At 36.2% G+C, this 23,583-nt stretch carries 23 protein-coding genes; 18 read left to right on the top strand and 5 right to left on the bottom strand.

Annotated features, from left to right (window positions below; translation table 11 throughout):
- Positions 1-187: 187 nt before the first annotated feature.
- From Q0E03_RS06420 to Q0E03_RS06460, 9 genes are all read left to right on the top strand, one after another.
- Positions 188-3,349 (top strand): S8 family serine peptidase, encoded by a 3,162-nt coding sequence (locus Q0E03_RS06420; RefSeq protein ID WP_297130606.1) that lies wholly within the window; start codon positions 188-190, stop codon positions 3,347-3,349.
- A gap of 2 nt (positions 3,350-3,351) precedes the next feature.
- On the top strand, positions 3,352-3,477 hold the full coding sequence (locus tag Q0E03_RS06425) for a hypothetical protein (RefSeq protein WP_297130609.1): 126 nt from the start codon (positions 3,352-3,354) through the stop codon (positions 3,475-3,477).
- Between the two features lie 286 nt (positions 3,478-3,763).
- Positions 3,764-4,342 (top strand): RNA polymerase sigma factor, encoded by a 579-nt coding sequence (locus tag Q0E03_RS06430; protein WP_297130612.1) that lies wholly within the window; start codon positions 3,764-3,766, stop codon positions 4,340-4,342.
- Positions 4,343-4,397: 55 nt separating this feature from the next.
- On the top strand, positions 4,398-5,195 hold the full coding sequence (locus Q0E03_RS06435) for a hypothetical protein (protein ID WP_297130614.1): 798 nt from the start codon (positions 4,398-4,400) through the stop codon (positions 5,193-5,195).
- Between the two features lie 170 nt (positions 5,196-5,365).
- Positions 5,366-5,899, top strand: a complete 534-nt coding sequence (locus Q0E03_RS06440; RefSeq protein ID WP_297130616.1) for an RNA polymerase sigma factor — start codon at positions 5,366-5,368, stop codon at positions 5,897-5,899.
- Positions 5,896-6,525 carry a DUF4367 domain-containing protein gene (locus Q0E03_RS06445; protein WP_297130620.1) on the top strand — a complete coding sequence of 210 codons (630 nt, stop codon included), beginning with the start codon at positions 5,896-5,898 and terminating at the stop codon, positions 6,523-6,525. The genes Q0E03_RS06440 and Q0E03_RS06445 overlap by 4 nt, the downstream gene beginning before the upstream one ends.
- A gap of 785 nt (positions 6,526-7,310) precedes the next feature.
- Positions 7,311-8,675, top strand: a complete 1,365-nt coding sequence (locus tag Q0E03_RS06450) for a hypothetical protein (protein WP_297130622.1) — start codon at positions 7,311-7,313, stop codon at positions 8,673-8,675.
- 4 nt (positions 8,676-8,679) lie between these two features.
- Positions 8,680-9,513, top strand: coding sequence for an ATP-binding cassette domain-containing protein (locus Q0E03_RS06455; RefSeq protein WP_297130625.1), 834 nt, complete (start codon positions 8,680-8,682; stop codon positions 9,511-9,513).
- On the top strand, positions 9,489-10,136 hold the full coding sequence (locus Q0E03_RS06460; protein WP_297130629.1) for a hypothetical protein: 648 nt from the start codon (positions 9,489-9,491) through the stop codon (positions 10,134-10,136). The genes Q0E03_RS06455 and Q0E03_RS06460 overlap by 25 nt, the downstream gene beginning before the upstream one ends.
- A 417-nt stretch (positions 10,137-10,553) precedes the next feature.
- Here the strand turns inward: Q0E03_RS06460 and Q0E03_RS06465 are convergent, their stop codons facing one another.
- The 4 genes from Q0E03_RS06465 to Q0E03_RS06480 all read right to left on the bottom strand — a co-directional run bounded on the left by Q0E03_RS06465 (position 10,554) and on the right by Q0E03_RS06480 (position 13,323).
- Complete coding sequence (locus Q0E03_RS06465) at positions 10,554-11,501, bottom strand: HipA domain-containing protein (protein WP_297130632.1); 948 nt, start codon at positions 11,499-11,501, stop codon at positions 10,554-10,556.
- Positions 11,498-11,827, bottom strand: coding sequence for a HipA N-terminal domain-containing protein (locus Q0E03_RS06470; RefSeq protein WP_177400070.1), 330 nt, complete (start codon positions 11,825-11,827; stop codon positions 11,498-11,500). The genes Q0E03_RS06465 and Q0E03_RS06470 overlap by 4 nt, the downstream gene beginning before the upstream one ends.
- On the bottom strand, positions 11,824-12,027 hold the full coding sequence (locus Q0E03_RS06475) for a helix-turn-helix domain-containing protein (RefSeq protein ID WP_078767572.1): 204 nt from the start codon (positions 12,025-12,027) through the stop codon (positions 11,824-11,826). Before Q0E03_RS06475 ends, Q0E03_RS06470 begins: the two co-directional genes overlap by 4 nt.
- Positions 12,028-12,216: 189 nt before the next feature.
- Positions 12,217-13,323, bottom strand: a complete 1,107-nt coding sequence (locus tag Q0E03_RS06480; RefSeq protein ID WP_297130634.1) for a hypothetical protein — start codon at positions 13,321-13,323, stop codon at positions 12,217-12,219.
- A 272-nt stretch (positions 13,324-13,595) separates the two neighbouring features.
- On the opposite strand from Q0E03_RS06480, the gene Q0E03_RS06485 reads away from it, so the two are divergent.
- The gene (locus Q0E03_RS06485; RefSeq protein WP_297130782.1) at positions 13,596-13,718 is read left to right on the top strand and encodes a GGGtGRT protein; all 123 of its coding nucleotides are present in this window, start codon (positions 13,596-13,598) and stop codon (positions 13,716-13,718) included.
- Between the two features lie 128 nt (positions 13,719-13,846).
- On the opposite strand, the gene Q0E03_RS06490 is transcribed toward Q0E03_RS06485, so the two are convergent.
- On the bottom strand, positions 13,847-14,089 hold the full coding sequence (locus Q0E03_RS06490) for a helix-turn-helix domain-containing protein (RefSeq protein ID WP_297130636.1): 243 nt from the start codon (positions 14,087-14,089) through the stop codon (positions 13,847-13,849).
- Positions 14,090-14,188: 99 nt separating this feature from the next.
- Between Q0E03_RS06490 and Q0E03_RS06495 the strand changes: the two genes are divergently transcribed.
- The 8 genes from Q0E03_RS06495 to Q0E03_RS06530 all read left to right on the top strand — a co-directional run bounded on the left by Q0E03_RS06495 (position 14,189) and on the right by Q0E03_RS06530 (position 23,564).
- A complete protein-coding gene (locus Q0E03_RS06495) occupies positions 14,189-15,226 on the top strand; it encodes a hypothetical protein (protein ID WP_297130639.1) in 1,038 nt (345 codons plus the stop codon).
- A 297-nt stretch (positions 15,227-15,523) separates the two neighbouring features.
- A complete protein-coding gene (locus Q0E03_RS06500) occupies positions 15,524-16,042 on the top strand; it encodes a hypothetical protein (RefSeq protein WP_297130641.1) in 519 nt (172 codons plus the stop codon).
- A 64-nt stretch (positions 16,043-16,106) separates the two neighbouring features.
- A complete protein-coding gene (locus tag Q0E03_RS06505) occupies positions 16,107-16,559 on the top strand; it encodes an NUDIX pyrophosphatase (RefSeq protein WP_297130644.1) in 453 nt (150 codons plus the stop codon).
- Between the two features lie 354 nt (positions 16,560-16,913).
- A complete protein-coding gene (gene glnA / locus Q0E03_RS06510; RefSeq protein WP_297130647.1) occupies positions 16,914-18,257 on the top strand; it encodes a type I glutamate--ammonia ligase in 1,344 nt (447 codons plus the stop codon).
- Positions 18,258-18,420: 163 nt separating this feature from the next.
- A complete protein-coding gene (locus tag Q0E03_RS06515) occupies positions 18,421-20,133 on the top strand; it encodes an ammonium transporter (RefSeq protein WP_297130650.1) in 1,713 nt (570 codons plus the stop codon).
- 82 nt (positions 20,134-20,215) lie between these two features.
- Positions 20,216-21,319 carry a glutamine amidotransferase family protein gene (locus Q0E03_RS06520; protein ID WP_294835918.1) on the top strand — a complete coding sequence of 368 codons (1,104 nt, stop codon included), beginning with the start codon at positions 20,216-20,218 and terminating at the stop codon, positions 21,317-21,319.
- Positions 21,319-22,821: a glutamate synthase-related protein gene (locus Q0E03_RS06525; protein ID WP_297130653.1), complete on the top strand. Its 1,503-nt coding sequence runs from the start codon at positions 21,319-21,321 to the stop codon at positions 22,819-22,821. Before Q0E03_RS06520 ends, Q0E03_RS06525 begins: the two co-directional genes overlap by 1 nt.
- Positions 22,822-22,832: 11 nt before the next feature.
- Entirely contained in the window at positions 22,833-23,564 is a 732-nt protein-coding gene (locus Q0E03_RS06530) for a glutamate synthase (RefSeq protein WP_294835922.1), read from the top strand.
- The last annotated feature ends 19 nt before the right edge of the window (positions 23,565-23,583 follow it).

A 23,583-nucleotide genomic window follows, 5' to 3' on the forward strand; every position in this document is an offset into this window, starting at 1 on the left:
AAAACTCCGTATCAAACAACAGAATCTATTGAATAAAAGTTTAGTACAGTTATGCTTTCGGGCATAACTGTACTTTACAGAGAAGGTGTGGTTATTAATGAAAAAAGTAATAAGTATTATACTTACACTGACAATGTTTCTATCGGTAATATATCCGTGTGAAAGTGTAATTGCGGCGGGAATTCGGATGAATGATGCCGTTTGCGTGAGCAATGATATTGCAGAAATGTCAGAGAAATATAATGACGAATATGAAGAAATACTTGAAAACACAGGAATAGAAAGTTTAACTGTTGATAACAGAGTTATTGTAAAAACGAAATCCAAAATCAATACATATGATGCTGTTGATGCGGTGTATGGACTTGGCTATGCTTTTATTCAGTTTGAAGACAACGAAGATGCCGAAAACGCTTTAAAGCAGTATGAAAAACAAGGCTTATCAGCAGAAAACGACAGAGTATATAATCTTAATGCTGACATTAATTCCACTTCTTCAACATATGCTTCAGACACATCAAAATGGGCATATACATTTACTGAATCAGATTCAACCTTAAAATATTTGAAAAATAAAAATTTATCTGATGTTACTGTCGGCATTATTGATTCCGGTGTTGATTACACGCATACAATGCTTAAATCAAGAATTATAAGAACAAATGTTAATTTTAGCACATCAGGTGTGCAAAACAATGAAATTGACGATGAAGGTCATGGGACAAACTGTGCCGGTATCATTGCACAATGTACTCCTGATAATGTTAAGATTGCCGCTTTTAAAGCAGGCAGCAGAGATGGAAAAGTATACACTTCTGCTTTAATCTGCACTTATGAGTATATTTTGAATATGAATGATAAACCGGATGTAATTAATATGAGTTTCGGTGGATACGGTGAGCCTAATCATATTGAAACGAATCTTCTAAAAGAACTTAAGGAAAGCGGTATAACTCTAATAGCAAGTGCCGGTAATGAAAATCTTGATACTGCTGAAAGTACACCTGCCAACGATGAAAATGTATTTGCGGTTTCAGCTTTTGACCAAAAAGGTGAAAAATGCTGGTTTTCTAACTATGGTTCAACAGTTGATATGGCAGCACCGGGAATAAATGTTTATACCACAAGTATCGGCGGTTCATATAGCTACAATTTTGCAGGCACATCTGCATCAGCACCATTTGTATCAGCGGCAGCAGCTATTGTGCTTGCTCAGGATAAATCTTTAAATCCTGATGAAGTATATAAAAAGCTAAAAGACTCTGCATTCAATACAAATAAGCCTGCAGACCGACTCTGGTCAGGTGCAGGATTGCTTAATTTTTCAAATCTTATTGTTGACGGAGAAAGAAAAGACGGCGTTTCTTTCAATTACGAAAACGGTGAATATACTGACACAATTAAGGTTGAATTGTCATCACCTGACCGTTTGAACACCAAGATAATTTATACAACCGATAACACCTTGCCAAGCGCCTCAAACGGCACTACATACAGGGGTGCCATTGAAGTTGACAGTCAGGCAACAATTATTGCTGCTGCTTTTCCGATTATAGGCAGTGCACTTCACAGCCAATATACATCTGCAAGTTATCAGATATTCAAAAATGCTCAGGAAAGTGATTTTGAAATAACAGATGAGGGGGATATTACAGCATATAATGGCAAATATGTTGCAATAAAAGTTCCCAATACAATAAACGGAATCACTCCTGTTGCAGTTGGTTCAAATTGTTTTAAGAACAGTGATATAGTTCACATTGAACTACCTGACACGATTGAGATAATTAAAACTTCTGCATTTGAAAACAGCAATTTACAAGAAATTAAGGCTCTTGGAGTTAAAAGTTGTTGGGAATCTGCATTTAAAAACTGTACTGCGCTATATGAAGAAAATATGCCGAAAATTCAGTATATCAATGATGCCACGTTTTACAATTGCAGTATGCTGACAAAACTATCCTTTACCGAAAGTCTGATAGGTGCAAGTTCCGGCGGATATACTGACGGAATAGGAGCTTTGTCAGGCACAGGTATATCAGAAGCGAATTTTCCAAACCTAATCTATTGCCATAGGGTATTTGAAAACACACCGATTAAATCTGCAAATCTTCCCAAGGTTGACCGGTTGATGGGCGCATTTAAAGACTGTAAACTATTGTCTGAAATTAATATTCCTCTCGTAACAATTGTCGGCACAAGAGCATTTGCAAACTGTGCTTCACTTCCCAAGGAAATGGATTTTACACAAATTGAAGAAGTTGAATCCGGCGGCTTTGAAGATTCTTTATTTGAAACATTAGATTTAACTAATTGTACAAAATTATGGGGAAACGCATTTAGAAATGCGGCGGCTAAAACAATTAATCTTCCAAGTTGCAAAACATTAGCCGGCGGCGATTTTGCCGGAGATAAATTAGAGTATTTGAATATTGAAAGTGCAGAAAAATTGGCTTCTATGAGTGATGCGGAATTTACAAATTGCTTTTCGCTAAAATATATTTATGCTCCAAAAATAGACAAAGTGCCGTCTTTTACATTTGATGATAATGGTATGATGGAGATAAATAACGGAAGAATCCCTGCGCTTGAATATATTTATACACCGCAAGCAACACAATTCAATTACTATTCAGATTTAAGAGGATGTCTTAATTTAAACTTCATTTATGCCCCTAAACTTGAAAAAATGAACACAAACTATGATATTTATTATCCGAAAAAAGACGATTTCACTCTTTATCTTTCGGATTGCTTAACAGAAGGAACCATACAAGACAGCAGTATAAACGGTAAATATACGGTTATCGCTCCTAAAGATTCATATGCTGAAAAATGGGCGAAAAATAATTGGTATTATGTTAAAGAAGGATTGAAATTTATACCATGTGACAGTAGAAATGACAGCATAGAAAATCCAATCAATGTAACCGATTTAGGCAGGTCGATATGTACATCTGTTGCCGGTATTCGTTTTGGCTTCACTTGGAATAATATCAGCGAAATAGAAAGTCTTGCAAATGATGTTGAATATGGGTTTATCTACAGTCAAAAGGGCGCGGATAATTTGTCAATAGAAACTGTTGACGGTAAAAATGTCAAAGAAGCATTGGCACCTAACAGAACTGAAAATGACGGCACAACATCGTTTAATCTGGTTATTTCCAATATACCAAAGCAGTATTATAACAGAGAAATTACTGCAAGAGCATATGTTTATATAGACGGAATGTATTTCTATTCAAACACATTAAAAGGCTCTTTCGGCGAAGTTGCAGATCTTGTCCTCGCCGACGATGAAATAGATCAAAACACAAAAAACGCGGTTAATAAATTGTTGGAGGCTTAATAATGAAAGAGTTATACATTAAACCATATGCACAAATCACCGAGTTTTCATCTGCAAATGTTATCACAACAAGTTCAACCGACATTGGCAAAGATGATAATATAGTGGACGGTTCTGATGGTTGGTGAAATAAATGGTATTGATTTGATTTGGGCAATATTGTTTGTATAAAAAATCCTCCTATGGCAGTTCAAACATTCCATAGGAGAATTTTTATTGTATTCTATTTTAAATACGATTCTATATTAAAAACATCTTTCATATAATCTTCGTATTTCTGCACTTCGGTGAACCCTCTTGACAAAAGATGTGTAATGCTTTTTAATTTAATTAGGTGTTTTGCAAAAATTAAGACTGTTTGAAAAATATCATTGTTAAATGGCATTTACAATAGTTGAATTCAAGGAGAGCGTTTTGAGTAAAACAGAATTAAAAGATAATCTTGTTCCTGTTGATAAAAATAATATCAATAAGATAATGGAAGATTGTGAAATTTATCGTGAAAAGTTAATACAGCACTGTCAATTACATTTTCAATTAGGCTACGAAGATGCTCGTGATTGCGTTCAGGATACATATGTTGCTTTATATGAAAACTTATTGCGAGGAATTAAAATAAGTAATTATCGGGCTTGGTTATATCAAGTAACAATGAATTACAATAATAAGATAATAAGAGATAAATTAAAGCGAAACGAATATGATTTTTTAAATAATGAGGATAAAGATAAAGCAATAGAAAACAACCTTTACTATAATCCCGATTATGTAGATAATATGGTTACAGATGAAACTATCGAAAAAAGAGCTGTTAAAATTGTATCTTCATTAAATAAAGACGAACAAAATTTATATATTGCTCATTATTGGAAACAACAATCTTTTGTTGAAATAAGTAAATCATTGGGTTTAGATTCTTCTACAGTAGGCAAAAGACACGCCAAACTAAAAAAGAAAATTTTGAAAATGATAAAAGATTATGAAAAAAGTTAAACTTTTTGTTCCTGTTTTTATTTTTTCTGACACTATATAGATAGGGGGACGCAAAGTGAATAATAAGTTTGGTAAAAATGAATTGTATGAAATGATTAATTCCGGCTTAATCAAATTAACTGAAGAAGAAATATTAGACCTTATAACAGAAGAATTAAACAAAGAAAATACAGAAGTGGATATGGATTATGTTGACCTCTGCTATGATTTATTAGAAATAAAGAGAAATAATGAAATTAATAATACGGTATTAGCTGTCAGAAAAAAAACAAAAAGACCGATTAAGGTATTGCTTATTGCTGCATTGTTTGTATTTGTTACTGTTTCAACATTGGCAGTATCTGCTCAAGTGTTCAATTTTAATATTCCGCAAAAGATTGCCGAACTTATTAACGGAAACGCAGAAATTGATATGACTTTAGAGTTTGCTAACACCAAAGCAGATATGTATAATTTGTCAAACAGTCAATTGGCTTTAGAACTTGCTGAACATAATATTTCACCTGTAACTTTTCCAAAGGAGATGATAACAGAAAACTGTTCGATTGCGAATATTGATTATTCATCAGAAGACAATACTGTTTCATCAGATGCCATAGTCCATTTTAAATATAAAAATCAATATGGAAAAATGATGATTAGGCAATTTAATAACGATTATCAATTTGTAGGAAGTTGGTCTGAAATGGGAGTTGTTTCAGGACAAACAATTTCTTCTAACGGTATGGATATATTGATATTTGAACGTGATGACAGTTGCTCAATAATATATAGAGATAATTTGACAGAATATAATATTTATTTGGAAAGCGATATTGAAACTGCAATTAAATTTGCGAAATCAATAAAATAAACGGTATTGATTTGTATTTAGTATAAATATTAATAAACAAATTGAAATCTTGCAATTATGCCATATTATTTTGCATTTCGGCAAAACTTATTAACAAAATACGTATAATGCTTTTTAATTTAATTAAGATTTGTTATCACAAAAATAGATTTTATAGGGATATAGTGTATATGATAGGAATATTTTTAAATCTGCTTGAAACTCAATCGGACAAAGATAAATTTGCCGAGTTATATGAGACATACAAAGATTTGATGTATTGGATAGCACTCAAAAGGACAAACAGTATAGAGGATGCAGAGGATTGCGTTCAGGAAACATTTTTCTATGTTGCCAAGCATTTTGAAAAAGTTGATGAGGTTAAATCAAAAAGAACCAAATGCTATTTGTCAACTATTGTTACAGGCTTTGCTATTGACATATATAATAAATCTAACAAAATAAATACTGTTTCAACAGAAGAAAATAATGATTTGACTGATTTAAAATATTTTGAAAACTTTGAAAAAGTAGAATTATTATATGTATTTGATAAAGTGTTAGACGAAGAAAGTAAGGTGCTTTTATATCTAAAATACATATACGGTTATAAAAGCAGTGAAATAGCCGAGATATACAAAGTCAAAGATTCTTATATTCGCAAAAAAATTCAATACGCAAAAGAAAAGTTGAAAAAGAATTTGAAGGAGGGAAATTATCAATGAACAATTTTGAAGATGTTTGCCTGCTTTCTTGTGAGAATTGGATTGACTCATTTCCTGATGAAATTCCACCGCATAAATTCAGTAAAAAGTATAATGACAAAATGAAAGAGTTGTTCCAATCGGAGCAGAATAATAAACATAAGTTGTCAAAGAAAACGCTTAAATTTTTATTGATAGCAGCGATTTTATTATCTGTTGCAACAACGGTATTTGCAATTCCTACAAGCAGAGAATATATTGTCGATAAATTTTCTAATCATTCAGAATATAATGTGATTGATACAAAAAAAGCCAAAAAAGTAAAATCCTTTAAAGTAAATTATATTCCTGACGGGTTTAAAAAAGTTGAAGATGAAGATTATGTTTCAAATCATTATTATATTGAAGATTATGAAAATTCTGATAGATTTTTTGTTGCTGAAAAACTTGAATTATCAAGTAGAATAAGTTTTGATACAGAGCATTATGAACAAGAAAATATCAAGATTAACGGTGCTGATGCTGTTTACTTTAGGTCTAATAATAATGCAAAAGGAATAATCTTTAATGACGGAAATTATATTTACATGATAACAGGAAATATAGAAAAAGATGAGCTTGTTAAAATTGCACAAAATTTAGAGTGAGCATTTATGAAAAAAACTGAAACTTTGGGTCGTTTATATTTTCTTATCACAAAATGAAAAAATAAAGGGATTAAGTGTAATGAAGAGATTAATCAGAGAGAAATTATAATAAAGCAAAGTAACAAACTTAAACAATTTGTTTTGATGCTTTTATCATTTTAAATAATATTCGGCATATAATATTGATTTGATTTGGGCAATATCGTAAATATGAACGAAATGGATGTTATTGTGTTTGAGCAGAGCAAGAACACTTTGCATACTTAAAAGAGGGTGATTTTATGACAAATTTATATTTGCAAAAAAAGTCGATAGAAAGAAATAAATTCTATAAGATATTGATTAGCCTTATGGTTTTGTCGTTTTCTGCGTTTTTATTGTATTCGTTTATTTCTTGTATAAATGATGTTAACATCCCATCTTTGTATATGTTAGGTAATACATTATACACATTGCCTTATTTAATAATATTCTTTATATTTTTCACATTTGAATGTTGTTACAAACTCAATAGGTACTATGAGCCTATATGCATTACCAAAAAAGGTATGAAGTGTGTATATAAAAATCAGTTGCAATCAATTTTTTTGTATGATTTGTTGCTGTTTGCAGAGGCTTTGTTGTTTAATGTTATTTATATTTTTGCGAATAAACAGTTTTCGCTCTCTTTAGTAATACATACTTTAGTTGTTTTGATAATTTACTTTTTGCTGTGCATTTTGTCTGCAATATTTATTGGCTTTTTGCTGTCGAAGATAAAGGGCAGATTTGTTTCATATATCATTATGCTTATTATAGCTATATCGGAAACAAACCTTATGGACTCGCTTTCTGTCGGCGTTTATAATTCAACCGGCACAGACATAACGAAATCCCTTAAATTTTTCAACATAGCTCCCGCTTCAATCGGTTGGACTCCAAATATGCATTCGGGATATATAATAACTTTGGACAAGCTATCTCAAATATTGTTTTTTATATTTTTGGCATTGCTTTTTTACTGTTTAACCGATAATGAAATTTCAAAGAATAACAAGATATTAAAAAGCACGATTTGTTCTTGCCTGTGTGTAATAGCATTAGTCGGATATATATTGCCGTTTTCTGCTCCGCAAATGAATTTGAGCGCTTCGGGCGTGTCGGCAGATAAAAGATATTATGAGAACAATGAGCAAGTTTCGGAACCAGCCGATTTTAGGGTAGACAGTTACGACTTGGAGTTTGATTTCAGAAACGACTTAAACGCCGTTGCAACAATCAAAACAGATGACGTTAAAGACGAATACAAATTCACTTTGTATCACGGATATAAAATCAGTAAAATCACCGACAGTAACAATGATGAGTTGGATTTTACAAGAGATTCGGATTATCTTACGATAAAAAACACTTCAAAATCCAAACTGATAAAAATATATTACCATGGCTCTTGCGATAAATATTACAGCAATTATTTATCTGTATTTCTTCCGGGGAATTTTGCGTTTTATCCAATTCCGGGATTTAACGAAATATATAGCACACATTCATATTCCGGGTTTGATAATTTATCACTTCCGTATGAAACTGATTTTAATGTTACTGTTCATTCTTTGAAGAAAGTGCAATGTAATTTGGAGAGCGGAACTAATAACGAATTCAAAGGAAAAAGTGATTCGTTAACATTGTTAAGCGGATTTATTAATTGTGTTGCAATCAATGAAACTCAGATTTATTATCCGTATTTTAACGATGCGTATAACAGCGACACCATTAACGAAAAATTAGAAACTTTTGTTTCGGAAAATCCGAACATCAAAAAAATATTTATTATTCCCGATATAAATTTGGAAGATATTGAATTTGTAAAAACTTTCAACGATTATATGATAACAGCGTCGATTGACGATATAGACAGATTGAGCTTTGTTTCCAAAATCAGTGCAAACAAGATGGAGTTATACGACGCCGTAAACGCTTATATGAATTATCCCGAATACTTTGAGTTCTTAAAAGAGAATTCTTCCGAAGAATTACAAAAAGCAATTCCTATTTTGGAAGAAGTTTTAAAAAATGATAATAATGGTAAAAAGCTTGAAAAAATAAATAATTATTTGATTGATAATGCTGACGAGAGAAGTTTTTCGGAATTTCTTTGCGAATTGAGGTGATTGTATGTTGAAGCTTAACAGTATTAATAAAAGATTCAAATCTATCGTTGTGGCTGATAATGTCAATGTTCAGCTTGAAAATTGCATATACGGCTTGCTGGGCAGAAACGGAAGCGGCAAAACCACTTTGTTGCGGTGCATAACCAAGATAGAAAAACTTAACGGCGGAAGCATCACTTATTCAGACGGCGTTAAAGAAACAAATGATTATTTGACTCACATTGGCTATCTTCCGCAAAATTTTGAAATTTTTAATGAACTTACTTCGTATGAAGTTTTGCAGTTTTTTGCAAATTTAAAGGATTATGACATTACAGATGACGAAATCAACAATCTGTTGAAATCGCTTAATCTTTTTTCTAAAAAAGATACTGTTGTAAAAAAACTGTCAGGCGGAATGAAACGAAGACTCGGAATTGCGCAGGCATTGATAGGAAATCCGGACATTGTTTTGCTTGATGAACCGACAGCAGGTCTTGACCCTGAAGAAAGATTGAATTTCAAAAATGTTGTCAGAGAAATAAAAAAAGACAGATGTGTTGTTCTTTCAACGCACATAATAACCGACATAGAATCCTTATGCGATAAAATATTGATTCTCTCAAACGGGGTTATTACACAATTTAACTCTTGTGACGAATTGGCTAATGTAGCAAACGGAAAAGTTTTTGCAGTCAACAGCGCTGATGATATCGATGCTCCTTTTTATTCAATGGGAACGATTTATATTGACGGCAAGACATATGAAAAAATTATTTGTTTAAACAAAATTGATGCTTTGCCGCTTGCTCCCACAGTAGAGGATGGTTATATATGCTTTATAGAAAATCTGAGTTGAAAAAACACAAATACTTTTTGAAATCCATTCACGGATTATGGATTCTGCCCATAGTAATCATTAACCTGATTGTGCCGTTGTTTAATTTTTTTATATATAAGTTAAATAACAATGATATGGTAATAGATATAGAAAAAATTATTTTTTTCTTTTTCCCGATGTTTTCCGTATGGACAAGTGTTTTTGTGGCGGAAATATTTTTCTCGGAAAAAACGAAAGATGTGTTTTTCTTTTACGGCAATAAAAAACGATTTGAAACTACGATAGTATATTTTTTGTGTTTTTTGATTAATGCTTTGGCAGTGATACTTTTGCATTTTTATTGCATAGATGATTTGATAGGATTTCTTTTTAAGATTTTAAGTGTAGCTGTTTTTTATTACGGATTATCTATGTTTGTAATGTTTTTTTCAAAATCCGCACCGATAACTATAATGGTTTTGTTATTGTACGATTTGATAAACACTTTTGTCAGCAGTACCAAAGTCTTTCTTTTGTATGAAAATTTTGAAATCTTGACTTTTAAAATGTTTTTGACCAATTATTTTCCGTTGATAATCGTTGAGATCATTTTTATTGCCGTTGTATTTAAAGACTGTAAAAAAAGCACCGATTGCCGATAACAATTTTTTCAAAGATGTTTATTTTATAATCTATAAAAATATCTGAAAAACGATATTGAGTTTGATTTGGGCAATATCGTTTGTATAAAAATAATCCTCCTATGGCAGTTCAAATAATACCGTAGGAGGATTATTTATTGGGTTTTATTTTAAATACGATTCTATATCAAAAACATCTTTCATATAATCTTCGTATTTCTGCACTTCTTCATTTTGAAATATGTTGAAAATATCAACATATTTCGTCAACAAAACATCAAAAAATATAATTAACCAAATTATGCTTTCTCTTTTAATAAAAACGGAGGTGGCAACACGAATGTTGACGGTAAGGTTTAAAAAATGCTGTAAGTATCGGACTTACAGCATTTTTCGTTTTTTAAAGACTTATTTGCACCAAAGCTCTTATCAAATTTATTATTGCAAGACTTCCGTTCTTTCGGTAATTATCTTTTTTAATCTATCTTTCAACTCATCGGGGAGCAAAGAGTTTTCACACATTGCAATCCATTTTGGTGTTAGCTTAACAAGATTTTCAATAAGCTTTTCGGCGGTTTGGCGAGCGATTCCGCAGGTGTCGGCAAATTTAAGAAAATCGCCTTTGCGGATATTCATTTTTTTACCGTTCATAGCAAGTGCGAATTGCTCTTTATCGGCAGGCATATTTGCATTAACCGGCAATAAATCATAAGCAGGAGAAAGCACATATTCGCCCGAACCCTCAGCGGTTTCAATAAGTGAAAAATTCTTTAGGTGCATATCGGAATTGCCAACAATAAAGCAGAAAACGAGCCTTATATAAAACTCTGCCATATCAATGCCAACCCTCGATGAATACTGCTTGATTATCTTTGCACAACGCTCGTATGAACCTCTGTATTTGTCCTCGGTAAGTCTTAAATCAAGCTGGCAAAAATCCTCCATAGCGAGCATTTCAATCTTATCATCTGTAAGATTACGGTCAACTCGCTTTGTGATGTACGCAAGCCCTGCATCGCCTTTTATGAGTGCATGCGGAACGGTCGAAATTCCTGCCATATCTGCCATTGTCATTATAAGCTGCTCCGATTCGGGTAATGCTTCAAACTCCGCAACCTGCGGCTTGAGGATATAGCCTGTCGGATAGTTTACAAGCGTTAATCTTGGCTTGCGGCTGTCGCTGACAAGGTGCAAAGATAACTTCTTTTGCACGCCCGGAACGGTAAAGCCTTTATTGGTAGTTTCGGTTGCCAAAAGATTTAATGTTTTATCGTCAATTTCAATTTCGGGAAGCTTAGTTGTGCCGAAAAAGCGTTTAATGCAAGCCTTGTGCCAACCTGTTTCGTCCGGTGTGCGCAAAGGTTTGCCACAACATAAACAATTCATTCCTTTTCCTCCCTTATTGAAACATTGCCGATTCCATCCTTGCAGGCTATGAGCAAAACCCCAAAGCGGTCGTGACTGTCGATTTTCCAATTATCGGTTACAATTTTTAGAAGCCAACCTTCGGGAATAAGCCCGTCAAAAAACGAAAACAATGTTTTTGATGTGTATTCTTCCGCCTGCAATGGCAAGGTAAGCGAAACGGCAGACGCATTTTTACTCTGCAAATAATCTGTATCATATTTGAATGAGTAACCGTTATCTGTTTCCTTGAGGACACCGGCAAAGGTATTTCTCACATAAACATAGGCTGTTCTGAAAACGCTCATTTATCTTCCTTCTTTCCGGCAACAGCCTGTGCATTAAACATTGCAAGCGCAACATTTACCTTGTCCATACGCACGGTTTCCTTGCCTTGCTCAAGCTCACGAACAAAGCGAAGTCCAAGACCCGAACGCAATGCAAATTGTTCCTGCGTAAGTCCTGCAGCTTTTCTATTTTCTTTTACAAATTCCGCAATCGGGTTCATATTACTACTCCTTGTAGTTATTATCTATGATTATTCTACACCCTTTAGGGTACAATGTCAATGAAATTATTTCAATTATAAACCCTATCGGGTATATTGTTTACTTGGAAATATAAAATATACCTTTTAGGGTATAAAAAGCTGCAAACAGCAAAAGCCATTTACAGCTCAATATTACTTTTAATATAATTATATCAAATTTTGGTTCAAAACATTTAGTCGTCGGCAGAACATATTGTATTGTTCCTCGGAGCTAAACCACTCCTTTTTAATCTCGTGGATTTGATTGAGTCCGATTGCCTTAACCGCTTCGACAGCAGCCTCAAGTTGCGACATCGTTTTTGGTGTTGTTTGGCATTTTACACCGTCAAGAATGTCATAGGAATTGAAAGCCTTGTTGAAATCCATCAACGGAAACAGCTTTGCAATCTTATTGTTTGAATTGTCAACAAGGAAGCCCCAGTTGCCCCAATGCCTATCGGTGTTTCCGACAAGATAATCGATTATATTCATCATATGATATGAATAACTGTCATATTGATTAACTAAATCAAAAACGGTCATATCATTGTTGGCACAGTAAATTTCGATATGCTCAATCGGAACAATGCTATAATTCAACGAAGTGAAAATCTTGCAAATGCTAACTTTGTTGTTGTCGTATTCGCCCTCAAAATATTGCACATGCTCAACATCAAAGCAATCAATTATTTTGCTTGCGAGCAACTCGGCATCGACATCACGAATGTCACCGTCTTTATACAGATAGAAGTTGCCGTTCTCTCTTACCCAAGCTTTTGGTGCAACGCCCATTGTGCCAATGTCGCCTGCGACATCCTCTTTGCCGATTAATTCGCTGTTGTCAGCAGTCAACTGCTTGCCACAAAGAGAAACATCCACAAATGCGTTGGAAAGTGAGTGCTCGTACAAATTGATGGCATCAAAAGAAATATCCTCGTCAGCTTTTATCCAATATACATCTGTCATTGAAAGTCCGTGATAAGTAATTGCAATTTCTGCTCTGTCACGGTCAGACACAGCTTGTTTCATACCGATGCTGTTTAAAATTTCTTTAGCATACTTTCTGTCAAGAGTAAGCACTCTGGAAGCGCACCAATGATAGAAATTGTCAAGATTATTCATTCTTGACCTAATGTCATCTTTATCGGTTATCAAATAAAGATTATATGGCATAAAATCAAGATTGTGAATTTCACAAGCACCGTCGCTGTAAACAGTAACAACCTCTGTGTCCTTGTGCATAATCGTATATGAATACCAATCGTTGTTGCCCATAGCCTACTCCTTTCGTAACTTTATATTTATGATAACAAAAATTAACTTTAATTGCAATATAATTAATATTTTGCCATCATACGAGGTTAGAAGTTATTTATTTTTGTTCCTTGCAAGGAATATAATATAAGCATTTTGACTTGGGAAAACAGCGTGACAAATTCGCCAAATATTCGTCAAAATGAAAAATATTCGCCAAAATACAGCAGAATACAGCGAAACACAAAAAGATACAAAATTCAAACAAATAACTCTGAAACGCAGTGATAGCAATGGTTTCGGAAGATACGATTAAACACAAATACACAAAAATAAATATGATTTTTGGATTGGGTAACAATCCTATGGTTGGTGCTACCGTAGCTTGCGCAGTTGCTGTCGCAGAGGCTCTTTAATCAAAACAAATAAGTAAATAATTACTAAACCGCTCGGGTAATACCGGGCGGTTATTTTGTTGAAAAATTTATTAGAAATAACAGTTATTATAACATACTATTTTTAATAAAGAATTGTTTATAGTTTTTTATTTTAATAATTCATCCCAAGAACAATTTAGAACATCTTTTATATCGGCAATAAGGTTAATATCAAAAGAATGATTATTTTCTATTGACGAAACTGCATACCTATCAACGGTACAACCGATAAGATTTAACTTAGCTACCAACTCCGATTGTTTCATTCCTTTTAACTTTCTAAGTTCAACGATATTGTTACCTATTTTATCTCTTATATTATTGTTAGTGCAATATTTTATTTTACCCATATAGTACCACCCCCATATTGACTTTTTACAATTATTATGTTATGCTTTAGTCGTGAATAGGTGGGCACATACGCACATTTAGTAAAAAGGAGAATTAAAATGAAAAAGCTAAAAAATAAAACTATTGCGATAATTATTGTTTGTATTGTATTTTTAATTGGAATAACTACATTTATTTTATCAATCAACAATAAAGACAATACAGATTACAATAACAATGACGCTTACACTGACGAAAATGAAAATTATTCTAATGATGAAACCGAAAACAGTGAAGACGAGAATCAAACTACCGTACTTGCGGACAGTTGCCAGTATATTTTATCAACTGGTTATGACAATGATGGCACTTGTTATCAACTCGTTGGTGAGGACTATGAAGATTATCAAGGCAGCCAAATTAGAATGGGAGTTATTAAGAATAATGAATGGCTTATAGAAATGACTAATGAAATCCCATTTATAGATGAATATAATTGCATTTACGGAAATCAATCGCTAAAAAACGAATATGTTCTTGAGGGTTTTGGAACACTGAAAAATGCCGTCGCAAATGATAATTATGATTTTTATAGCAGATTCGGATATATTGGCAAGGGAAGTTTCTATTTGTTGGGCGCTCCACGTAACGCCCATAGCACTGTTGAGGATAATTTGCAAACTATTGTTTTTTGGAATGTTGAATCTAACAAAAGCAAAATTATTAATAATGTAATGATGGATGATATGAAAAATTACACTCTTGGAAATAGCGTTGTAATAAGTGAACTAACTGATTACGATTACAGAATAGCAGAAGATGCTGTTGATAAATTAGATGTAAAATTATTAAATCCCGAAACATTTGAGACAAAAAAATTATTTTCAAAAAAACTAACTCGTAATAATGGCTGGTCAAGTTATGTCCAGCAAATCAGCGATGGCTATTTCTACTCAAGTGGAACGTATCAAACCGGTTCGTTTTATAATACTAACGGAAGTAAAGCATTTGACTTCAATCTTAAAAATGTTCAAGAAATTGGGCATTTTAATGGTGGAAAATGTGAATTAATTACACAAATTGAAACCGGAACAAAATATAGTGTAATAATTGATAAAAAAGGAAAGGTAGTTAGTAATAAAATAATAGATGAATAATTAAACAATATATTTAATCAATTCCATTGTTGGCGCAACCGTAGCTTGCGCAGTTGCTGTCGCAGAGGCTCTCTAATAAAGGCTTTCAGGACTTTTAACAGTCTTGACACAACCGCAAAAATTTGATGAAAAATTACGCTTGGGATTCCTCTCCCAAGCGTTTTTTATTATAGCTAAAATAATTATGTTGTGATATAATTAACACATAGGGTAAAAACCTAAATAAAAAATCAACAATAATCAAGTTTAGCAAGACTGTCACAACGGTATTTACATTAATAAGATTGGAGATAATTTATGAGCGATATTTTAATAAATACTATTATTGAGCATACGAATTTAATGTTTTATAATTTTTCGATTACATTAAAAACATGTGATATGGATATGATTTTATGCGATATGCCAATATGGAAACATGTATACCATACTTTACATTCTTTGGATCAATGGTACATTAATCCTGAAATATATAATGAACCGGATTTTCATGAACCTAAATTGAATAGTCTTGATGATTTTGATAATCAAAAGGTGTTATCACGAGAATTATTAATTGATTATTTTGAAACAATCAAAGAGAAAATAATGGACTATTTAAATTCGTTAAGTGATGAGGATTTATACGAAAAACCCGAAGGGTGTGAGTATAACAGATTATCATTAATTTTAGGTCAATTTAGACACTTTCATTGCCATATGGGTAATATAAATGCAACAACTATCTGCAACACAAACAAATGGCCACGAGTGCTTGGTATGTATTGGTTAGATAAAATTAACGACTTTGAAGATATAAATAGTTTATATGAATGACTTCATATATTAGTATCATGCTGATATTTAATAAATTTTTGATGTTTATAAAGGATAAAATTCAATGAGCAGAGCACCGTATAATGTATTAGTGTTGCCGTATTATATCTATGAAAATAATGTTGAATACTGCATTTTTAAAAGAGCTGATATGAATATTTGGCAATTTATTGCCGGTGGAGGAGAAGACGACGAAGAGCCAAGAACAGCAGCAATTCGTGAAAGTTTAGAAGAAGCAAGTATTTCTCCCAACAGCAACTATAGACAATTGGTTTCTATGGGTTATATTTCTGTAGAAAACTTTTCTGAAAAAGTGCGTCAAACTTGGGGAGAGAAATCAGTTATTCCTGTTTTTACATTTTCAGTAAATTTAGATAAAAAAGATATAGTTATATCAGATGAACATACGGAATTTAAATGGTGCAACTATACCGAAGCAAAAGAACTATTGCATTTTGATTTGGATAAAACAGCCTTGTATGAATTAAATGAGGAAATTAAAAGAAGAACGTTCTAATAGCAAAACCACAAGGAATGTTTAAATCAAATAATTAAATTTCTCAAATCCATATATAAAAAATAATTTGTGCGTTGCTATCGCAAAGTCACTCTAACAAAGGGTTTCGAGGTTTTTCGGAGGAAAATTTTTTATAATTTTCACGAATACAAAACCCGAAAACAGGGGGTTGTATATAGAAATTGCACAAACATAAAATTTTTTATTGACAAATAAAAATCATCGGCGTATTATGAAAACATAGAAAGAACGAGGAAGTTCCAACAGGTGGAACTCCCTCGCTTTGCTTTTTTATAGACTGCTTTGCGGTTTATGCGGTTTATAAAACAATATAACTATAGGAGGGTGTGTATTATGAGTAAGTACACAAAGGAACAAATCTTGAAAGAGGCCAAAGAAAACGGTGTTGAGTTTATTCGCTTACAGTTTACCGATTTGTTTGGCATTATGAAAAATGTGGCAATTACATTTTCACAGCTTGAAAAAGCGCTTAACAACAATTGTATGTTTGACGGCTCATCAATTGACGGCTTTGTTCGAATTGATGAAAGTGATATGTATTTGCATCCTGATTTTGACACTTGGGCAATTTTCCCATGGCGCAAGCATCAAAATGCACAGACGGCTCGTTTGATTTGCTCCGTTTACAAAGCAGACAATGTTACACCTTTTGAGGGTGACCCGAGAAATGTGTTGCAGAAAGTCATTGACCAGGCTGCCGAAATGGGTTACGGATTCAATGTCGGACCCGAGTGTGAGTTCTTCCTCTTCAACACAGATGAGGACGGCACACCGACACTTGAAACCAACGACAAGGCAGGCTATTTTGACCTCAACCCTATCGACACAGGCTCTAATTGCAGACGAGATATTTGCCTTGCACTTGAAGAAATGGGCTACACCATCGAGGCTTCGCACCACGAAGTTGCAAAGGGTCAGCACGAAATTGACTTCCAGTTCGGCGATGTTATGACAACGGCAGACAGAGTTATGACCTTTAAACATGTTGTCAAAACCTACGCAACCAAACACGGTTTGCACGCAACATTTATGGCAAAGCCTATCGAGGGTATCAACGGCTCGGGTATGCACACAAATATGTCGCTCTACGACCTCAAAACAGGCAAAAATGTTTTTGACGACCCTAACGGCGAATTGGGTCTTTCAGATACAGCTTACAGCTTTATTGCAGGCATTATGGCTCACATCCAGGGCATTGCAGTTGTCAGCAACCCAACAGTAAACAGCTACAAGAGATTGGTTCCGGGCTACGAAGCTCCGTCATATCTCGTGTGGTCAACATCAAACAGAAGTTGCCTTGTTCGTATTCCTGCTTCTCGTGGCAAGGGCACAAGAGTTGAACTTCGTTGTCCTGACCCAACCTGCAATCCATATCTTGAAATGGCACTTTGCCTTGCCGCAGGACTTGACGGAATCAAGAAGGGCTTGAAGCCTGCTCCTGCATATGACGAAAATGTATTTGCTCTTTCCGATGAGGAATTACACGCAAAAGGAATCAAGTGCTTGCCGGGTTCACTTGCCGAAGCTATTGCGGCTGCTGAGGCAGATCCATTTGTTAAAGAAACTCTTGGCAATCATGTATATTCAAACTATATTTCAGGCAAAAAGGCTGAATGGGACAGCTACAAAACCTCTGTTTCGCAGTGGGAGATTAATCACTATATGATTAACTATTAATTTACCCTCTCTTACGACTTTATTAGTCGTTCTCATTTTAAGCGGCATCCTTGAGATTATATCTTGAGGATGCTCAACTTAATTAATGCTCGGCACATTGCGGTTTTCGAGCTCTGCATTAATTCCACTCTATGTCTATAACAAACTATGGGAGAAACTAAATATGAATGATTCAATTTTTACTGCAATTGCAGATAATGTTTTTGGAGTCTGGTTTTTGATTGGCGCCGCACTTGTATTTTTTATGCAATGTGGATTTGCCATGGTTGAAAGCGGATTTACACGAGCAAAGAACGCCGGAAATATCATAATGAAAAACCTTATGGATTTCTGCATCGGTGCTTTGATGTTTATCCTCATCGGCTATGGCTTGATGTTTGGCGAAAATTATGTAGCCGGACTCTTTGGTTTACCTACACTTAAATTATTGACAGATTACACTTCATCAAGTGCAGATTGGTCAAACTTTGTATTCAACCTTGTTTTTTGTGCAACAGCCGCAACTATTGTTTCCGGCTCTATGGCAGAAAGAACAAAATTCAGCTCGTACTGCATTTATTCAGCTGTTATCTCGGCAGTTGTTTATCCGATTGAAGCAGGCTGGATTTGGAATTCAAACGGTTGGCTTGCAAAAATGGGATTCCACGATTATGCAGGTTCAACGGCAATTCATATGGTTGGCGGTATCGCTGCTCTTATCGGTGCGATATTCCTCGGCCCTCGTATCGGCAAATATGTTGTTGATAAGAAAACAGGAAAGAAAAAGGCAAAAGCTATTCCGGGACATTCATTGACACTCGGTGCGCTCGGCGTTTTCATTCTTTGGTTTGCTTGGTACGGCTTCAACGGCGCTGCCGCAAAGGATGTTAACACACTTGCATCAATATTCCTCACAACAACACTTGCACCGGCAACTGCCACATGTGTAACAATGATTTTCACTTGGATTAAAGACGGAAAGCCTGATGTTTCGATGTCGCTCAACGCTTCGCTTGCAGGTTTGGTTGCAATCACGGCTCCGTGCGACTGTGTTGACGCTTTTGGCTCAATTATCATCGGTGCGGTTTCGGGCATACTTGTTGTAGTTGTTGTAGAAGGACTTGACAAGAAGCTCCATATCGACGACCCTGTCGGCGCTGTCGGCGTTCACTTGGCAAACGGTGTTTGGGGCACGATTGCAGTCGGTCTTTTCTCAAGAGGATATGACGGAGTCGGAAAAGGCTTGTTTTACGGCGGCGGTTTCAAACAATTGGGAATTCAGTTGCTCGGCTTTGTTGCGGTTGCCTCATGGGCAGTCATCACAATGATAATTGTATTTACTCTTATCAAAAAGACAAACGGACTTCGTGTTACGGCAGAAGAAGAAATCAAAGGTCTTGATTCAACAGAACACAATTTGCCGTCTGCATATGCAGACTTTGTGCCGACAAGCGTTCTTATCAGTTCCGCTGAGCCTGCACAATCTGTTGAAAAGGCAATCCCTGTTGAAACATTTACAACAAAAACAGACGCTGTGCTTTCAAAGATAGTTATGATTTTCAACCCTTCAAAATTTGAAGAATTGAAAGAAGCGATGAACGGCATCGGCATTACAGGTATGACAGCCACAAATGTTATGGGTTGCGGTGTTCAAAAAGGACACATCAAAAAATACCGTGGTGTAGAAATTGAGGAAATGAACCTGCTTCCAAAGATGAAACTGGAAATGGTTGTGTCCGCAATTCCTGTTAAGACCGTTGTTGAAACAGCGAGAAAAGTTCTTTACACAGGCAACATCGGCGACGGCAAAATCTTTGTTTACGATGTTGAAGATGTGACGAAAGTTCGCACCGGCGAACACGGTTATGACGCACTTCAGGATATTGAAGGCGAATAAAACAAACAATACGAATAAATAATATACAGCAAAAGGGTGAGCGAAAGCTTGCCCAATTGCTGCGTATATTAGGAGGTTATATATGTTAAAGGAAGGACAGATTAGAATTCCGAGCGGATGTGCAATCGCGGCGATTATTGACAGGAAGGGCAACAAAATCAACGGCTCTGAAATCATCAAATCCATTGCACTTATGCACGACAGGTCAAACGGACTCGGCGGCGGATTTGCTGCTTACGGAATTTATCCGGAGCACAAGGAAGATTATGCCATCCATGTATTTTACGACAACGCAGACGCTAAAAAGCAATGCGAGGATTTTTTGTTTAAGCACTTCAACATTGATGTTGCGGAAAGAATACCTACTCGCAAAGTGCAGAGCATAGAGAACGGACCTGACATTTGGCGTTATTTCGGCAGAGCAAACCGAGTAAGAATGAAAAACGCCCGTCTTGACGAGCTTGAATATGTTGCTCAGTGCGTGACAAATGTAAACAATTCAATCGACGGCGCATATATCTTTTCAAGCGGCAAGAATATGGGCTGTTTTAAAGCTGTCGGCTATCCCGAAGATGTCGGAGAGTTCTATATGCTCGACCAATATGACGCTTATCTTTGGACGGCGCACGGCAGATTTCCCACAAACACACCCGGTTGGTGGGGTGGCTCACATCCGTTCAATATCCTCGATTGGTCAATAGTTCACAACGGTGAAATCTCATCATACGACACCAACAGAAGATACATTGAACAGTTTGGCTACATCTGCACAATGCAGACAGACACCGAGGTTATTACATATTTATTTGACCACTTACTGCGTCACCACAAATTGCCTATGGAGGTTGCCGCCGATGTTTTGACAGCACCCGAATGGGACGAAATTGACAGAATGGACGATGACAAAAAGGAATACTTCACCAATCTCCGTGCGATTTACAGCGGAGCGTTGGTTAACGGTCCGTTTTCCGTTATCCTCGGTTCAAACAAAGGCTTGCTTGCAATCAACGACAGGTTGAAACTCCGTTCTCTCACCGCTGCAACAAAGGGCGACAGAGCGTACTTTGCAAGTGAAGAATCGGCTATCAGAATTATTTGCCCCGACCCAGACAAGGTTTGGTCCGTATCGGGAGCAGAACCCGTTTTCATTCCCCTTGAAATTGAAGAAGAGGAGGTTGACGACTGATGATAGGCTACATTCCAAGAAGATTTACTGTAATTCGTGACAAAAATCTGTGCACAAACTGCGGTGGTTGTGTCACCCAATGTATAAACGAATGTCACTTTTTTGCAGATGACAACAAAACGGTTTTGTCAAATTCAAACAACTGCGTTGCTTGTCACCGCTGTGTTGATATGTGCCCGAGCGGTGCATTGAGAATTGAAAAATATGTTTGCGACTACCGTGACAATGCTAACTGGACACCGCAATATCAACAAGAAATTGTCAGACAGGCAAACACAGGCTCAACCCTGCTTTCTGCCATGGGCAATCCAAAACCTTACCCGATTTATTGGGACAAAATTTTGCTCAACGCCTCGCAGGTAACCAATCCGTCCATTGACCCATTGCGCGAACCTATGGAAATCAGAACAATTTTAGGTCGCAAGCCCGACAAGATTGAAGTTGAGAAAAAAGGCAAATCAACCACAAAAATGCCTCCGCAAGTTATGATTGAAACCCCGATTATGTTCTCGGCAATGAGCTTTGGCTCAATTTCGCTCAACGCTCAAAAATCGCTTGCAATGGCAGCAAAAAATCTCGGAACGCTGTTCAACACGGGCGAGGGCGGACTTCATTCTGCCTTAAAAGAGTATTGCGATTATGCGGTCGTTCAGGTTGCATCGGGACGATTCGGCGTGCACAAGGATTACTTGAACAACTGCAAATTTATTGAAATAAAAATCGGTCAAGGTGCAAAGCCGGGTATCGGCGGACATTTGCCGGGCGAAAAGGTAAATGTTGAAGTTTCTAACGCTCGTATGATACCGGAGGGCAGCGATGCGATTTCCCCTGCTCCTCACCACGACATTTATTCTATCGAAGATTTGCGTCAGCTCATTTGGAGCTTGAAGCAGGCAACCGACGGTCAAAAACCCGTTGCGGTAAAAATTGCCGCCGTGCACAATGTTGCAGCCATTGCATCAGGCTGTGCAAGAGCAGGTGCGGACATCATTGTTATTGACGGTTTCAGAGGCGGTACAGGTGCTGCGCCTACCCGAATTCGTGACAATGTCGGTATTCCAATCGAATTGGCACTTGCGGCGGCTGACCAAAGGTTGAGGGACGAGGGTATTCGTTCGACCGTTTCGCTTGTTGCGGGCGGTTCGTTCAGATGTTCAAGCGATATTGTCAAGGCTATTGCACTCGGCGCAGACGCTTGCTATGTTGCTTCTGCTCCGCTTATCGCTATGGGCTGTCATATGTGCCAAACTTGCAACACAGGCAAGTGCAATTGGGGCATTGCAACTCAGCGACCTGAACTCACAAAAAGATTAAATCCGGAGCAAGCACATCAAAGAGTGGAAAACCTCATCACGGCTTGGAACCACGAAATCAAGGAAATTATGGGCGGAATGGGCATCAACTCGGTTGACTCGCTCCGTGGCAACAGGCTTATGCTTCGTGGCATAGGACTGACCGAAAAAGAACTTGAAATACTCGGAATCAAGCACGCAGGCGAATAGGAGGTGTCACTATGATTGAAGCAGGACTCAGACGATACGAAGAAATAAATGACGAAATCAAGGCTGTACTTTCAAAACATAACAAGTGCACCGTTAAAGATGTTAACGGACAGCGATACATTGGCTGTGCTCTTGATGAGGGAAAAACCATTGAAATATACGGAACGCCGGGCAACGATATGGCGTGCTATCTCAACGGTGGCAAAATCGTTGTGTACGGCAACTGTCAGGACGCTGTCGGCAACACAATGAACGGCGGAGAAATCGTTGTTCACGGTCACAGCGGTGACGCTATGGGCTACGGTATGCGTGACGGACAGATTTACATCAGAGATAATGTTGCGTGCCGTGGCGGCATTCATATGAAAGAATTTAGGGAAATGCGCCCTGTTCTCGTCATCGGTCAAAACGCAGGTTCATTCCTCGGCGAATATATGGCGGGCGGAACGATTGTGCTCCTCGGTCTTGACATCAAGCACGGCGAAAAACTGTTCGGAACTCATTGTGCAAGCGGTATGCACGGAGGCAAAATCTTTGTCCGTGGCACATTTCCAAAGGAGAATTTGAGCTACAACATCAAGGTTGAAAAACTCGATGCCGAGGACGAAAAAGAGCTAAAATCTTATGTAAAAAAATACTGCAAATACTTTGACGCCGATTTTGAGGAAATTATGGCAAAGCCTTTCAAAAAGCTTGTGCCTGCAACTTCAAGACCGTACGCAAACCTGTACACACCGAATTAAACCAAAAAATCGTTTGTTT

It is taken from the genome of uncultured Eubacterium sp., assembly GCF_934525195.1.
GTDB lineage: Bacteria > Bacillota > Clostridia > Oscillospirales > Acutalibacteraceae > Eubacterium_R.